Consider the following 15,320-nt stretch of genomic DNA (forward strand, 5'->3'; position numbering starts at 1 on the left):
GACGCATTCACGCGGGTCATCGCAGTTTCGGGTTGAGGGCGTCGCGCAGCCAGTCGCCGAGCAGGTTGATGGCGAGGATCAGTCCGGCCAAAGCGATGCCGGGGAAGGCGACGATCCACCATTCGCCAGCGAACAGATAGTTGTTGCCGATCCGGATCAGGGTCCCGAGCGAGGGCATCGTTTCGGGCATGCCCGAGCCGAGGAACGACAAGGTCGCCTCGGTGATGATCGCCAGCGCCAGGTTGATGGTGGCGATCACCAGCACGGGACCGGTGGTGTTGGGCAGCACGTGGCGCAGCATGATGACGGGCGCGGGCAGGCCGATCAGCTGAGCTGCGGCGACGTAGTCCTTGTTCTTCTCGACCAGCACTGAGCTCCGCACCGTGCGCGCATATTGCACCCAGAAGGAGAGGCCGATCGCCAGCACGAGCACGACCAGCATGCTGAGCCAGTCCAGCCGGTTGCCGGACACCGACTTGGCGATGCCGTTGACCAGCAGAGCGATCAGGATCGGCGGAAAGGTGAGCTGGACGTCGGCGATGCGCATGATCACGGTGTCGACCCGGCCGCCGAAATAGCCCGCGATCAGGCCGAGGCCGATGCCAAGCGCGCCGGAAAAGGCGACGCCGAGAATGCCGACCAGGAGCGAGATCCGCAGGCCGTAGAGGATGGCCGAGAGCACGTCGCGACCCTGCTCGTCGGTGCCGAGCAAAAACGGGCTCTGTCCGTCGGCGGTCCATAGCGGCGAAATCCGCGAGTTCAACAGCTGCAATTGGGCCGGGTCGAACGGGTTCTGCGGCGACAGCAGCGGCGCGAAGATCGCCAGCAGGAAGAACAACAGCGTGATCACGGCCGCGGCGACCGTCAGCTTGGAGCGGCGGAAGGAATAGAACAGGTCGCTCGCAAGCGCACGCTTCAGCCATCCGTCGGTGGCGCGCGGCGTCTCGACGGGAGTGGGATGAGGAAGGGCTGCGTCGCTCATGATCAGGCCGGCCGGCTGATGGTCGCGCGCAGGCGCGGATCGACCACGGTGTAGAGGATATCAACCACGAGATTGATGGTGACGAAGATCAGCGACACCATCATCAGGTAGGCCGCCATGATCGGAATGTCGACGTTCTGCACCGCCTGCACGAACAACAGGCCCATTCCCGGCCATTGGAACACCTGCTCGGTGATGATCGAGAACGCGATCACCGAGCCGAACTGCAGGCCGACCACGGTGATCACCGGCACCAGCGTGTTGCGCAGCGCGTGGCCGAAATGAATCGCGCGCGTGGTCAGCCCACGGGCGCGGGCGAAGCGGATGTAGTCGGTGCGCAGCACCTCGAGCATCTCGGCGCGGACCAGCCGCATGATCAAGGTCATCTGGAACAGGCCGAGCGTGATCGAGGGCATGATCAGCGCCTTCCAGCCTGAGACGGTGAACAGGCCTGATGTCCACCAGCCGAGCCTGACGGTGTCGCCGCGGCCGAACGACGGCAGCCAGCCCAGCGTGACCGAGAACAGATAGATCAGGAGGATGCCGATCAGGAAGGTCGGCAAGGAGATGCCGATCAGCGATACCATCTGGAACAGCTTGGCGAGCAGGGAGTCGCGGTGCAGCGCCGAGAACACGCCCATCAGGATGCCGAAGAACAGCGCCAGGATCGTCGCGCAGATCGCAAGCTCCAGCGTCGCCGGCATGCGCTCCTTGAGCAGATCGGAAACCGGCTGCCGGAACTGATACGAGACGCCGAACTTGAACTGCGCCGCGTCGAACAGATAACGGCCGAATTGCACGATGAACGGATCGTCGAGGCCGAGCGACTGGCGGATGCTGGCCCGTTCCGCGGCCGACGCGTCGATCGGCACGATCTGGCTCACCGGATCTCCGGCGAAGCGGAACATGGCGAACGCGATGATTCCGACGGCGATCATGACGCCGATGGCCTGAATTGCTCGGCGAAGCGCGAAGGCGAGCATCTGATCCTTTCAGATCCTTCGAGATGCGGCGGCGCGTAGCACTTGCCGCAGGAAATGAAAAGTCCCGAAAAGCAGTTCTGCTTTCCGGGACTAGTCGTTGCGTGTGGACTACTCGGTCTTGGTGGCGAGGAACAGCAGCACGGCGTTGTCGGCGCGCAGCGGGATCTTCACCTTCTTCGAGACGCCCCAGGCCACCGCCTGCTGATGCAGCGGGATGTAGCCGTAATCCTTGATGCCGATCTCGAAGGCCTGCTTGATCAACTGATCGCGCTTGGCGGTATCGGTCTCGACCAGGACCTTGTCGGTCAGAGCGTCGAACTCCTTGTTGCAGTAATTGCCGAGATTGGCTTCGCCGCGGGTGGCGTCCTTGGCGTCGTCACGGCAGCCCATGATGTCGTGCATCACGTTGTGGGCGTCCATCGACGACGGCGTCCAGCCGAGCAGGAAGAACGACGTGTTGTAGCCGCCGGGCTTCAGCACCTTGGCGAAGTACTGCGCCTTGGGCTGCGCATTCAGGTTCACCTTGACCCCGATGCGCGCGAGCATGCCGACGACGGCCTGGCAGATCGCGGCGTCGTTGACGTAGCGGTCGTTGGGGCAGTCCATGCCGACCTCGAAGCCGTCGGGATAGCCGGCCTCCGTCAGCAGCTTCTTGGCCGCGTCGGGATCGTATTTCGGCCGCGTGAACTCCTTCGACAGCGCATAGAGCTGCGGCGCGATCATCAGCGCCGACGGCGTCGACAGGCCGCGCATGACGCGGGTCTTGATCAGCTCGATGTCGATGGCCTTGTAGAAGGCCTCGCGGACGCGGATGTCCTTGAACGGGTTCTTGCCCTTGACGTTGGAGTAGAGCAGCTCGTCACGGGTCTCGTCCATGCCGAGAAAGATCGTGCGCAGCTCGGGCCCCTTCAGGACCTGGGCGTTCGGGCTCGAATCGACGCGGCCGATGTCCTGCACCGGAACCGGCTCGATGATGTCGACCTCGCCGGACAGCAGCGCGGCGACGCGCGTGGCGTCGGAGGCGATGGTGGTGAACACGATCTCCTTCAGATTGTGCTCGGGCTTGCCCCACCAGTTCGGATTGACCTTGAACACGGTCTTCACACCGGGCTGATGGCTCTCGATGATGAAGGGGCCGGTGCCGTTCTCATGCAGCGCGGCGTAGCTCGGCGTGGTTGCCGACACCGGCGTCGGCGCGACCGAGTTGTTGTCCTCGCACCACTTCTTGCTCATGATGTACCACGTATCCCATTGCGAGATCAGGATGGGATTGGGGGCATCGAGCTTCACGTCGACCGTGTAGTCGTCGACCTTGATGAATTTTGCGTCCGGCGGAACGTTGGACAGGAAGTTGGAGCCGGTGGCGCGGACGCGATCGGCGGAGAAGATCACGTCGTCGGCAGTGAAGGGTTCGCCATTGTGGAACTTGACGCCCTTGCGCAGATGGAAGCGCCAGCGGGTCGGCTCGGGCGTTTCCCAGCTCTCGGCCAGCGCGGGGACGATCTTCAGGTCCTTGTCGCGCGCGGTCAGTCCCTCATAGACGTGGGCATGGTGCGCAATCGTGGTCGATTCCTTGAAGGTATAGGGATCGAGCGACTTCAGGGTGCCCTGGTTGGCGTAGCGCAGGGTCTGGGCCGAGGCCGGCATGACGGCGAGGCCGAATGCGACCGCTGCCGCGATGAGCAGGGATTTGCGTCCCGACATATGTTCAAATTCTCCGCGTTTGACGCTTGTTTTCTCGGCAGGCGCGATTGTGTCCGGCCTGCCTTGCTTCGAAGTTCGTGATTTCTGCAGCGCCTCTTGCACGAACTTCAAGAAGCAACAAGACGCCGGGCGATATGCTTGCAAGTCTGATGCCGCGCCGGAATGAACTGATCCCGTTGGCTCTGGCCTGGCGGTGCGCCGTACGACCCGCGGCAGATCGATCAGAATATGTTGCCAGAGTTCAGCGGCGGCACACAAGTGCAGTTTGTTTAAGCCTAAACGATAAGGTTATCCCCCGCCGCCGCTGTGCGGCGCACGCGGGAGGCGGCGTCCGGGATGGGCGGAAGGCTCCGGATTGACCATGTCCCGGGAATTGCGCACCTGCAGCAACGCGCCGCTTGCTAGAAGGGGGGCGGCGCGGTGATACTGGACACCCCCTGCCGCGAGTCCGGGATCGGCGTTCCTGGTGAAGGGAGCCCGGCCCGGGGCTGGCGTCGGGATGGTTCGAACAGCGGAGCGGACATGAAAGTCAATATCGAGATCGATTGCACACCGCTCGAAGCGCGGCAGTTTTTCGGACTTCCCGATGTCGGTCCGATGCAGGCCGCGGTCATGGACCGGCTGCAGAACCAGATGACGAGCAACATCGACAAGCTGACGCCCGAAGCCATCATGCAGAGCTGGTTCACCTTCGATCCCCGCCTGGCCGAACGGTTTCAGGACCTGATGCTGACCATGACGGGCCTCGGCGGCAGCCGCTCGAACGACAAGAAGTCGGCCTGACGCGGCCGGCGGCTGCGCGGGTTTCGCTTGTGCGGAACTCCGAAGAGAAGTGGCGTGACGTCACGGCATGGAGCGGGCTCCACGCCGGAGCCGAAGACCGGTCGAAAAAGGCCGGCTGAACAGCTTCAGGGGAGGATGCATGACCGATCCGTCTTGGATGCCGGCGCTGCAGTTCGCGACGACCAACGGCATTCGCATGGGCTATTACGAGGCGGGCCCCGTCAGCGACCGGCCACCGATGATCCTCTGTCACGGCTGGCCGGAACTGGCCTTTTCCTGGCGGCATCAGATCACGGCGCTGGCCGAGGCCGGCATCCGCGTCATCGCACCCGATCAGCGCGGCTATGGCGCGACAGACCGACCGGAGCCGGTCGAGGCCTATGATCTCGAGCATCTCACCGCCGACCTCGTCGGTCTGCTCGATCACCTGAAGATCGACAAGGCGATCTTCGTCGGTCACGACTGGGGCGGCTTCGTCGTCTGGCAGATGCCGCTGCGCTATCCGCAGCGTGTCGCCGGCGTCGTCGGCATCAACACGCCGCATCTGCCACGCGCGCCCGCTGATCCCATTGCCATCATGCGCAAGCGGTTCGGCGACATGATGTACATCGTGCAGTTCCAGGATCCCGCACGCGAGCCGGACCGTATCTTCGGCAGCCGCGTCGCGGAGACCTTCGATGCCTTCATGCGCAAGCCGCTGCCGCGCAGCGATGCGCCGCCGACGGAGCCGCCGGCCGGCGGGATCGCAGCCTCGCCATCGCTCAACCTGGCGTTCCCACAGATGATCGCGGCCTATGACGCCGCCAAGGACACGCGGCAGCCGATCCTGTCGGAGGCGGAGAAGCAGGTGTTCGTCGACACCTTCACACGCACCGGCTTCACCGGCGGCATCAACTGGTATCGCAATATGACGCGGAACTGGCAGCGCTCGGAAGGGGTCGATCATACGGTGCGGGTGCCGGCACTGATGATCATGGCGGAGAACGACGCCGTGCTGCCGCCCTCGGCCGCTGACGGCATGGAGAAGCTGGTGCCGGACCTGGAGAAACATCTCGTCCGCGACAGCGGCCATTGGACGCAGCAGGAGCAGCCCGTGGAGGTCAGCGCCAAGCTGATCGAATGGCGGCGGCGACGGTTCGGTTGAAGAACGGCCGAGGCAGATTGCACGTCCGAGTGAGAGGCTGCGGCCGAGCCAAACAACAAACAACAACAGGTGTCGTCAAGCCTGCCGACGCAGCGCGTCGGCTCTCCTAAGCCGCCTGCGCATTCGCGCCGTGCGCGTGCTCGGCGATCGCGTCGATGATCTGCGGCCACATCGGCCGCGGAGTGGTGTGGCCCATGCCGTCGATCATCAGGAGCTTGGCATTTGGAATCGACTCGGCGGTGTCCTTGCCGGCGGTGGGATGGACCAGCGGGTCGACCTTGCCGTGGATCACGAGTGTCGGCGCCGTCACCAGATGCAGCCGCGGCTTGCGGCTGCCGGAGGCCAGGATCGCGCGCAACTGACGTCCGACGCCGGCGGGATTGATGCCGCGCGCGAAGCAGCGTTCGGCGAGCGCCACGTCACTTGCCTCGTCCTCGGGAAATGAGCCGACGCGCAGCGCCTTCCAGGTCTTCTGGAAGCGCTTGATGTACTCGTCCTTGGTCTTCGGCGGCGGCGCCATCAGCAGCATCGCGACCTCGCGCGTCGGTGGCGGGATGCGCGGATTGCCGGTCGTCGACATGATCGACGTCAGCGAGCGCACGCGATGCGGAAAGGAGATCGCGATCTCCTGCGCGATCATGCCGCCCATCGAGGCGCCGACCAGATGCGCCGACTTGATGTCGAGCGCGTCCATCAGGCCGACCGTGTCCTTGGCCATGTCGAGCAGCTTGTAGGGTGCGGAGACGGGAATGTTGAAGAAGCGCAGCTTGATCAGCTCGAACGGCGTCAACCGGCGACCGCCATGCAGCTTGCTCGACTGGCCGATGTCGCGGTTGTCGAAGCGGATCACGCGGAAGCCGCGGCTTGCGAGCTGTTCGCAGAACTCATCATACCAGATGATCATCTGCCCGCCGAGGCCCATGATCAACACGAGGGGAGGGGCAGCCGGGTCGCCGAAGATCTCATAGCAGATGTCGATACCGTTGGCGCGCACAGTCTGCGGCAGCTGATGAGCAGTTGCAGTCACTTGATCCCTCGTTCAAAGCCTTGGAACCCTCTATGGCATGGGTCTGTTGCTTGAGAGAAGCAAGCTACAAGTTCTCCCGCACCGCAACGAAGGCGTGCTATGAGAGGTTGTGTTTGAGTCTTGTGTTGGTCTGAAGGAGCGTGCCGATGGCGAACAAATCCGGCGACCCGATCGCATTCTGGCAGCAGATGGTCGGTGAGATGCAGAGGAGCTTCAGCGCCTTCACGCGGCTGCGCCCGATGGGCGTGACGCCCCGTCCATCCTCCAATGATCCCGCAACTGGTTCAGGAAACGGACAGAAGCCCATGGTCGATCTGATGGAAAACTACTTCGCCGGCATGAACGTGCCGAGCCGTGGTCAGCTCACCGCCTTGAATGAGCGGCTCGCCTCCATCGAGGGCGAGCTGGCGGAGACGCGGGCGCTGTTGAAGGAGCTGCTGGCTTCCACACAGGTGCCTGCGAAGGCGCTCGCCGATCCCGCTCCGCAGTTGAACGAGATCAAGAGCATGCTGGATTCGCTTCTCTCCGCGTCCAAGGCGGCCGCGCCAGTCGTGGCGCCGCCGCGCGACGTCACGCCGGACTTGAAGGGGATCAAGGACTTGCTCAACGAGCTTCTTGCCGCAACCAAGGCTCCGCAACCGGCGGCGAAACCCGCCGTCGACGTCACGCCTCAGTTGAGCGAGATCAAAGCATTGCTCGACCAGGCGCTGAACGCTGCCAAAGCACCCGATCGGTCACCGACAGTCGCGATCGAGGCAGAGTTGCGCGAAATCCGGGCCATGCTCGACACGATGAAGCCGTCGCAGCCGGTCGACGCCGCGCCCAAGGCTGATGATGCGGCTCCAAAGCCGGCCGAGCCGGCCCGGCCGGGGAAGAACCGCAACAAGAAGCACGGCGGCGCCCCTGCCGAGCACTGAGGGTCGCCCGAACGCCCCGACTTGCGCGGGGCGCTCTGAGGTGGCGAGTCCTTACCTCTTATCCCAAGATGGTGCACTGCAACATTTATGTTGCGGCGCACCATTCGGAATGATATAGCTGAGTCACTCCGGTTTCATAAGGGACGGAGTGAGCCCATAGCTCAGAACCATTGAGGATGGAGACAGCCATGACCACCGAGACCAATACCGTGTTCGACACCGTCAAGGATGCCTTTGCACCGGTGACCGACGCGTTCAAGAATCTGCAGACGATGGAAGTGCCGGAGTCCGCGCGGGAGTTCGTCAAGAAGACCGCGTCGACCGCCAAGGAGCGCGCTGCGGAGGCCCTCGCTGGCTCCGAGAAGGTGACGTCGGCGATCGAGACCGCAGTGTTCGACGGCGTGACCGAGGCCGGCAAGATCAGCCGGAACATTCAGCAGGCGCTGTATCAGGACACCGAGGCCTTCTTCGACGGCATCGACCGGCTGGCGTCCGCCAAGTCGATCAGCGAGGCCGTTCAGATCCAGGGTGAGCTGGCCCGTGCCCGTGGCGAGGCGCTCGTCGCCCGAGCCAAGTCGACCAGCGAGTATGTCGGCAAGCTCGTCACCGAGGGTGCCAAGCTCGCCCAGGAGAACATGGCCAAGGCCTACAACAAGACCGCCTGAGCGCGTCTCGCGCGTCAGACGATCGACCTGCAAGGCCCGCATCGTGCGGGCCTTTTCTTTTGCGATCGGGTGAAACCGGCTAAAGCCTTCGCCATGCCGCAGCCGCTGTCCCGGATCGTCCATCAGCTCAAGAGCGAGCCGTCGCGCACGGGGTCGCTGATCATCACCGTGTTCGGCGACGCCATCGTGCCGCGGGGCGGCAGCGTTTGGCTCGGCACCTTGCTCGCCTTCTTCGAAGGGCTCGCCATCGACGGCAGCGTGGTGCGCACGGCGATGTCGCGGCTGACGGCGGAAGGCTGGTTCGAGCGCACCAGAATAGGCCGCAACAGCTTCTATCGCCTGACCCGGCGCGGCGAGCAGACCTTCGCCGGTGCCACCCGCCACATCTACGATTCGCCGCCGGCGGAATGGAACGGCAGCTTCGAATTGCTGCTCATCGGCAGCGCCGATGATCGCGAGCAGGCGCGCGCCGCCCTGCGCGATGCCGGTTTCGGCAGCCCGCTGCCCGGCGTGTTCGTGGCCCCCGCGAGCATCGCCGTCCCTGACGCTGTGGAGGGGGCTGTCCGCCTGCAGGCCTCCGCCGGCTCCGACATGGCGCGGCGGCTGGTGGCCGAGAGTTGGGCGCTGGAGCGGACGGCGGAGGCGTACCGCAAGTTCACCGCCTCCTTTGCGCCGCTCAAGGACAGCATCGCGCGCGGCGAGGCGCTCTCCGCCGGCCAGGCCTTCACCGCGCGGATCCTGCTGATCCACCACTACCGGCGCATCGTGCTGCGCGATCCGCTGCTGCCGGCCGAGTTGCTGCCGGGGAATTGGCCGGGACGGCAGGCCCGGGCGCTGTGTGGCGAGATCTATCGGTTGCTGCTGCCGGGTTCCGAGCGCTGGCTCGACGCCCATGCGACCAACGATCAAGGCCCGTTGCCGGAGGCCGGCGCGGCGCTGCAGCGGCGTTTCGCCGACGTGCATGAGGCACCCTAATATATTACAGAATTCGATTGCACGGATAAAATATTGTTATATATTGGCGGCAACCAAGTCCTGGGAGGACGCCGCCGCATGTACACGCAGGCGCTCAATTCGCCCGAGGAGGGCAGCTTCGCCGAGGACGCTGGACGCGCCTCGCGCTTTCAGGCCCGCATCGATGCCGAGGAGCGCATCGAGCCCAATGACTGGATGCCGTCGGCCTATCGCAAGACGCTGATCCGGCAGATCTCCCAACACGCCCATTCCGAAATCGTCGGCATGCTGCCCGAGGGCAACTGGATCACGCGCGCGCCGAGCCTGCGCCGCAAGGCGGCGTTGCTCGCCAAGGTCCAGGACGAATGCGGCCATGGGCTGTATCTCTACGCCGCCGCCGAGACACTCGGCGCCTCGCGCGAGGAACTGGTCGATGCGATGCTGGCCGGCAAGGCGAAGTACTCCTCGATCTTCAACTATCCCACCCTGACCTGGGCGGATATCGGTGTGATCGGCTGGCTGGTCGACGGCGCCGCGATCATGAACCAGATTCCGTTGTGCCGCTGCTCCTATGGTCCCTATGCGCGCGCGATGATCCGCGTCTGCAAGGAGGAATCGTTCCATCAGCGGCAGGGCTACGAGATCATGCTGACGCTCTGCCGCGGCACCGCCGAGCAGAAGGCGATGGCGCAGGATGCGCTGAACAGGTGGTGGTGGCCGGTGCTGATGATGTTCGGCCCGCCCGACCAGGCCAGCCAGCACAGCGACACCTCGACGAAGTGGAAGATCAAGCGCTTCTCGAATGACGAGCTGCGCCAGAAGTTCATCGATGCCACCGTGCCGCAGGCGCAGTATCTCGGTCTGACGATTCCTGATCCCGAGATGAAACAGGACGAGCAGGGCCATTGGCGGCACGGCCCGATCGACTGGAACGAGTTCAAGCAGGTGCTGGCCGGCAACGGCCCGTGCAACCGCGACCGGATGGCGGCGCGCCGCAAGGCGCATGCCGACGGCGTCTGGGTGCGCGAGGCCGCCGCGGCCTATGCAGAGAAGCGCGCGCGGCGCCAGATGGCGCAAGCGGCCGAATAGCAGGGAGATCGAAATGGCGACGCCGAACACGCCGTTGTGGGAGGTCTTCATCCGCAGCCGCAACGGGCTCGCGCACAAGCATTGCGGCTCGCTGCATGCGCCGGATGCGACCATGGCGCTGCAGGCCGCGCGCGACATCTACACCCGCCGCGGCGAGGGTCTGTCGATCTGGGTGGTGCCGTCGAGCGCGATCACCGCGTCCGATCCCGCCGACAAGGGCATGATGTTCGAGCCGGCGGAGTCGAAGATCTATCGCCACCCGACGTTCTACGAGGTGCCCGAGGAAGTCGGGCATATGTGATCGGCTGAGGATCTCAGTCGTCGTCATTGCGAGCGCAGCGAAGCAATCCAGACTGCCTGCTCGGATGAATCCCTGGATTGCTTCGCTGCGCTCGCAATGACGGAGTTCGTGGCGACCTGATCGGACCACAACCATGACCGCACCCTCGATCATCGTCTCCGAGACCCCGCTGGTGCTCTACACCTTGCGTCGCGCCGACGATGCGCTGATCCTCGGCCATCGCCTCTCCGAATGGTGCGGCCATGCGCCGATGCTGGAAGAGGACATGGCGCTGTCCAACATGGCGCTCGACCTGATCGGCCAGGCGCGCGAGCTCTATGGCTACGCCGCCAAGGTCGAGGGCTGCGACAACGACGAGGACAAGCTCGCTTATCTCCGCGACGTCAGACAGTACCGTAACCTGCTGCTGGTCGAACGCCCGAATGGTGACTTCGCGCATACGATGGTGCGCCAGCTCTTCTACGCGGCGTTCGCCGATCTCTATTGGCGGGGCATGATGGGCTCCACCGATGCGACGCTGGCGGCGATCGCGGCCAAGTCTGAGAAGGAATGCGCCTATCATCTGCGCCATGCCAGCGAATGGGTGATCCGGCTCGGTGACGGCACCGACGAAAGCCACCGCCGCGGGCAGGCTGCGATCGACGATCTCTGGGCCTATACGGGAGAGATGTTCAGTGTCGACGATGCGGAGCGCGGCCTGATCGATGCCGGCATCGCGATCGATCCGACGATGCTGCTGCCGGAATGGCTGTCGATCGTCTCGCATGTCGCGCGTGAGGCGACATTGGTGCTGCCGGAGAACGACTGGATGCAGCAGGGCGGCCGCGACGGGCGTCACAGCGAGCATCTCGGCCATCTCCTCAGCGAGCTGCAATACATGCAGCGCAGCTTCCCCGGTGCGTCGTGGTAGTCGCCGAATTGAGCCCGGCTGAGCTGCGCCAGCGTGCCTGGGAGGCGGCGGCGTCGGTGGTCGATCCGGAAATCCCGGTGCTGACGATCGACGATCTCGGCGTGCTGCGCGAGGTCGAGGTGGTCGGCGAACGGGTCGAGGTCGCGATCACGCCGACCTATTCCGGCTGCCCGGCGATGAACATGATCGCGCTCGAGATCGAGCTGGCGCTGGAGCGCGCCGGCTTCCGCGAGGCCAGCGTGCGTACTGTGCTGTCGCCGGCCTGGACCACGGACTGGATGAGCGAGGAGGGGCGACGCAAGCTGCGGGAGTACGGCATCGCGCCGCCGCAGCCGTCGAGCGGCCGGCGCGCGCTGTTCGGCGTGGCCGAGGTTGCGTGTCCGCAATGCGGATCCGCCAACACCGAGCAGCTCGCCGAATTCGGCTCGACCTCTTGCAAGGCGCTGTGGCGCTGCAGATCGTGCCGCGAGCCGTTCGATTATTTCAAGTGCCACTGATGCCACAGCCGTCATTGCGAGCGAAGCGAAGCAATCCAGGGCCACGCCCGAAGCCCTGGATTGCTTCGTCGCTTCGCGCCTCGCAATGACGGGAGGATGAACCCGATGTCGACAACGCCACGCTTCCATCGTCTCGCCGTCCGTGACCTGCGCCGGGAGGCGCCCGATGCGGTGTCGCTGACCTTTGCGATTCCGAACGAGCTTGCCGATGACTATCGCTTCGCGCCAGGGCAATACCTCACGCTCAAGACCACGCTCGGCGGCGAGGAGGTCCGGCGCTCCTATTCGATCTGCTCCGGTCCCGATGACGACGAGATCCGGATCGCCGTGAAGCGTGTCGATGGCGGCGCATTCTCCAGCTTCGTCACCGACGAATTGAGGCGCGGCGACGAGATCGACGTCATGACGCCGACCGGCCGTTTTGGCGTGGCACTGCAGCCTGAGGCCGCGCGTACTCATGTCGGCCTTGCCGCCGGCTCCGGAATCACGCCGATCCTCTCGATCGTGAAAGCCGTGCTGGCGCGGGAGCCGCGCAGCCGCTTCTTCCTGTTCTACGGCAACCGCACCACCGCAGGCATGCTGTTCCGCGAACAGCTCGAGGAGCTGAAGGATCGCTTCCTCGACCGCTTCTCGGTGTTCCACGTCATCTCCGGCGAGGAGCAGGACCTGCCGATCCTGCACGGCCGCCTCGACGGCGAGAAGGTGCGCGTGCTCCTGCGTTCGCTGGTGCCGGCCGAGAGCATCGATCATGTCTTCATCTGCGGCCCCACCGGCATGAGCGAGGACATCGCGGCCACCTGCCGCGCGCTCGGCATCGCTGACGAGCGCGTCCATGTCGAGCGCTTCGTCTCGGGCGCCGGCGGCAAGCCGCGGCCGAAAGCTGTCGTGCCTGATACGGCGCCCCCCAAGGCGATCGCCGCGCTGATCATCGACGGCAAGCGCCGCGAGGTCCCGGTCGCCGACGGCGAGGCCATTCTCGACGCCGCGCTTCGCGCCGGTGTGGACTTGCCCTTCGCCTGCAAGGGCGGCATGTGCTCGACCTGCCGCGCCAAGCTGGTGGAGGGGAGAGCGGAGATGGAGCTGAACTACTCGCTGGAGCCATGGGAGCTGCAGGCTGGCTTTGTGCTCACGTGTCAGGCCAGGCCGGTGACGGAGCGCGTGGTGGTGGACTACGATCATGTGTGAGGTAGTGGCCGCGAAATTTCGACCGCTGATCGAGGCTGATGTGAGCACGCTCGCTCGGCTCGCTCGCTGCACCTCGCCCCGCAGGCGGGGCGAGGTCGGATTGCATCGTTAGATGCAATCCGGGTGAGGGGGACTCTCCGCGAGTTCGGTGCGTGGAGAGTCTCCCTCACCCCAACCCTCTCCCCGCAGGCGTGGCGAGGGAGCTCACTGTCATCGGCGCTCAATCTCGATTTCATCTCTGAACGGCTACCCCACCGGCCGCTTGTCCTTGATCCGTTTCGCCTTGCCGGCCGAGCGTTCCAGCGTGTCGGGCGGGACGACCTTCACCTTTGCCGTGAGGCCGATGGTGTTCTTGATGTGGATGGAGATGCGCTCGGCGTGCGCGCCGAGGCCGGTCTCGTCCCAATGCTCCGGTCGCGACTCCGCGTAGATCGTCAGCTCGTCCATGCGGCCCTCGCGCGTCAGCTCCAGCATGAAATGGCCGCCGCACCATTCGGTCGACAGCAGGATCTCCTCGATCTGTGACGGGAACAGGTTGACGCCGCGCAGGATGATCATGTCATCGGAGCGACCCGTGACCTTCTCCATCCGTCGCATGCCCGGCCGCGCGGTGCCCGGCAGCAGCCGGGTCAGATCGCGGGTGCGATAGCGGATGACGGGGAAGGCCTCCTTGGTCAACGAGGTGAACACCAGTTCGCCCATCTCGCCGTCGGGCAGCACCTTGCCGGTGTCGGGATCGACGATCTCCGGATAGAAGTGATCCTCCCAGATGTGCAGTCCGTCCTTGGTTTCCAGGCATTCCTGCGCCACGCCAGGGCCGATCACCTCGGACAGGCCGTAGATGTCGGTGGCATCCATCGCAAATGCGTCCTCGATCTCGGCGCGCATTGCATTGGTCCATGGCTCGGCGCCGAAGATGCCGATCCTGAGCGAACTCTGCCGCGGATCGAGGCCCTGACGCTTGAACTCGTCGAGGATTGCCAGCATGTAGCTTGGCGTCACGGTGATGATGTCAGGGCGGAAATCATTGATCAGCTGCACCTGCCGCTCGGTCATGCCGCCAGAGATCGGCACCACCGTGCAGCCGAGCTGCTCGGCGCCGTAGTGGACGCCGAGGCCGCCGGTGAACAGGCCGTAGCCATAGGCGTTGTGGATGATCATGCCGCTGCGGCCGCCGGCGGCGCGGATCGAGCGTGCCATCACGGCCGACCAGGTCGCGATGTCGTTGCGGGTATAGCCGACCACGATCGGCTTGCCGGTCGTGCCCGAGGAGGCGTGCACCCGTACCAGTTGCTCGCGCGGCACGGCGAACATGTTGAACGGGTAATTGTCGCGCAGGTCGGTCTTCACCGTGAACGGAAACTTGCCCAGATCGGCAAGCTCGCGGAAATCCGACGGATGCACGCCGGCCTTGTCGAAAGCCTGGCGGTAATGGGCGACGTTGTCGTAGGCGTGCTTCAGCGACCAGGCGAGCCGGCGGGTCTGCAGCGCCATGATCTCGTCGCGCGAGGCCCGCTCGGTTTCGTCCATCTCGGGAACGTAGCTGCCGGTCGATTGAAGCTTGGTCGATGTCATGGTCAGGTCCTCCGGCAGGGGCGCGGGGCGATAGGGAAGCGGATCAGCTCGCGGCGGCCGGGACCAGCGTGCCGCCGATGCTGCGCGAATGGCCGCGGAATTCGGCGATCACCGTGTCGCCTGCCGTAACGCGGACATCATAGATGCCGGAGCGCCCGCTGCGCGACACCTCGTGCGCGCGGGCAAGCAGAACGTCGCCGAGCTTGCCGGGGCGGATGAAGCTGATGCTGCCCTGTGCGGCCACGGTGCGGTCGTTGTGCGAGTTGCAGGCGAATGCGAAGGCGGAATCGGCCAGCGTGAAGATGAAGCCGCCATGGGCGATGCCATGGCCGTTGACCATGTGAGGCTGCACTTGCATCTGCAGGGTGGCGCGTCCGGGGCCGATCTCGACGATGTGCATGCCGAGCCCCTGGCTGGCGCGATCATCCTGCCACATCGCGTCGGCGCAGGCGCGGGCGAGAGCGTCGGGGGAAAGTGTCGCCACGCCGCTCACCGTGCGGCCTCCATGCATGCGCGATGCGTCGGCCACCCCTGAGGATGCGTTTCTGAAATCACGGCGTTCTCTCCCGTCGATGCTTGTTGGAACAAGCATTCTCATCTAGTT

16 protein-coding genes are annotated in these 15,320 nt (G+C 64.9%); 10 read left to right on the forward strand and 6 right to left on the reverse strand.

The window, feature by feature from the left end; genetic code table 11:
- Positions 1-16: 16 nt before the first annotated feature.
- The 3 genes from QX070_RS11670 to QX070_RS11680 all read right to left on the reverse strand — a co-directional run bounded on the left by QX070_RS11670 (position 17) and on the right by QX070_RS11680 (position 3,669).
- Positions 17-982 (reverse strand): ABC transporter permease, encoded by a 966-nt coding sequence (locus tag QX070_RS11670; protein WP_315737201.1) that lies wholly within the window; start codon positions 980-982, stop codon positions 17-19.
- A 2-nt stretch (positions 983-984) separates the two neighbouring features.
- Positions 985-1,965, reverse strand: a complete 981-nt coding sequence (locus tag QX070_RS11675) for an ABC transporter permease (RefSeq protein WP_315737202.1) — start codon at positions 1,963-1,965, stop codon at positions 985-987.
- Between the two features lie 108 nt (positions 1,966-2,073).
- A complete protein-coding gene (locus QX070_RS11680; protein ID WP_315737203.1) occupies positions 2,074-3,669 on the reverse strand; it encodes an ABC transporter substrate-binding protein in 1,596 nt (531 codons plus the stop codon).
- A gap of 522 nt (positions 3,670-4,191) precedes the next feature.
- Between QX070_RS11680 and QX070_RS11685 the strand changes: the two genes are divergently transcribed.
- On the forward strand, positions 4,192-4,452 hold the full coding sequence (locus tag QX070_RS11685; protein ID WP_315715763.1) for a DUF6489 family protein: 261 nt from the start codon (positions 4,192-4,194) through the stop codon (positions 4,450-4,452).
- A gap of 139 nt (positions 4,453-4,591) precedes the next feature.
- Positions 4,592-5,596 (forward strand): alpha/beta hydrolase, encoded by a 1,005-nt coding sequence (locus tag QX070_RS11690; RefSeq protein ID WP_315737204.1) that lies wholly within the window; start codon positions 4,592-4,594, stop codon positions 5,594-5,596.
- Between the two features lie 106 nt (positions 5,597-5,702).
- Here QX070_RS11690 and QX070_RS11695 read toward each other — a convergent pair whose 3' ends face one another.
- Positions 5,703-6,623, reverse strand: coding sequence for an alpha/beta hydrolase (locus tag QX070_RS11695; protein ID WP_315737205.1), 921 nt, complete (start codon positions 6,621-6,623; stop codon positions 5,703-5,705).
- Positions 6,624-6,769: 146 nt separating this feature from the next.
- Between QX070_RS11695 and QX070_RS11700 the strand changes: the two genes are divergently transcribed.
- The 8 genes from QX070_RS11700 (at position 6,770) to paaE (ending at position 13,141) form a co-directional block, all read left to right on the forward strand.
- Positions 6,770-7,540, forward strand: coding sequence for a hypothetical protein (locus QX070_RS11700; RefSeq protein ID WP_315737206.1), 771 nt, complete (start codon positions 6,770-6,772; stop codon positions 7,538-7,540).
- Between the two features lie 188 nt (positions 7,541-7,728).
- Complete coding sequence (locus tag QX070_RS11705) at positions 7,729-8,205, forward strand: phasin (RefSeq protein ID WP_315715766.1); 477 nt, start codon at positions 7,729-7,731, stop codon at positions 8,203-8,205.
- A gap of 93 nt (positions 8,206-8,298) precedes the next feature.
- A complete protein-coding gene (gene paaX, locus QX070_RS11710) occupies positions 8,299-9,180 on the forward strand; it encodes a phenylacetic acid degradation operon negative regulatory protein PaaX (protein WP_315737207.1) in 882 nt (293 codons plus the stop codon).
- A gap of 78 nt (positions 9,181-9,258) precedes the next feature.
- The gene (paaA, locus tag QX070_RS11715) at positions 9,259-10,248 is read left to right on the forward strand and encodes a 1,2-phenylacetyl-CoA epoxidase subunit PaaA (RefSeq protein ID WP_315737208.1); all 990 of its coding nucleotides are present in this window, start codon (positions 9,259-9,261) and stop codon (positions 10,246-10,248) included.
- 13 nt (positions 10,249-10,261) lie between these two features.
- A complete protein-coding gene (paaB, locus tag QX070_RS11720) occupies positions 10,262-10,549 on the forward strand; it encodes a 1,2-phenylacetyl-CoA epoxidase subunit PaaB (RefSeq protein ID WP_315737209.1) in 288 nt (95 codons plus the stop codon).
- A gap of 133 nt (positions 10,550-10,682) precedes the next feature.
- The gene (gene paaC / locus QX070_RS11725; protein ID WP_315737210.1) at positions 10,683-11,459 is read left to right on the forward strand and encodes a 1,2-phenylacetyl-CoA epoxidase subunit PaaC; all 777 of its coding nucleotides are present in this window, start codon (positions 10,683-10,685) and stop codon (positions 11,457-11,459) included.
- A complete protein-coding gene (paaD, locus tag QX070_RS11730; protein ID WP_315737211.1) occupies positions 11,453-11,956 on the forward strand; it encodes a 1,2-phenylacetyl-CoA epoxidase subunit PaaD in 504 nt (167 codons plus the stop codon). The genes paaC and paaD overlap by 7 nt, the downstream gene beginning before the upstream one ends.
- Before the next feature lie 105 nt (positions 11,957-12,061).
- Complete coding sequence (gene paaE, locus QX070_RS11735; RefSeq protein WP_315737212.1) at positions 12,062-13,141, forward strand: 1,2-phenylacetyl-CoA epoxidase subunit PaaE; 1,080 nt, start codon at positions 12,062-12,064, stop codon at positions 13,139-13,141.
- Between the two features lie 246 nt (positions 13,142-13,387).
- Here paaE and paaK read toward each other — a convergent pair whose 3' ends face one another.
- Both paaK and paaI read right to left on the reverse strand, forming a co-directional pair.
- A complete protein-coding gene (paaK, locus tag QX070_RS11740; RefSeq protein ID WP_315737213.1) occupies positions 13,388-14,716 on the reverse strand; it encodes a phenylacetate--CoA ligase PaaK in 1,329 nt (442 codons plus the stop codon).
- A 43-nt stretch (positions 14,717-14,759) separates the two neighbouring features.
- Positions 14,760-15,227: a hydroxyphenylacetyl-CoA thioesterase PaaI gene (paaI, locus tag QX070_RS11745; RefSeq protein WP_409998887.1), complete on the reverse strand. Its 468-nt coding sequence runs from the start codon at positions 15,225-15,227 to the stop codon at positions 14,760-14,762.
- Positions 15,228-15,320 lie beyond the last annotated feature (93 nt).

Origin of the sequence: Bradyrhizobium sp. SZCCHNR1093 (genome assembly GCF_032381175.1) — a bacterium.
Lineage (GTDB): Bacteria > Pseudomonadota > Alphaproteobacteria > Rhizobiales > Xanthobacteraceae > Bradyrhizobium.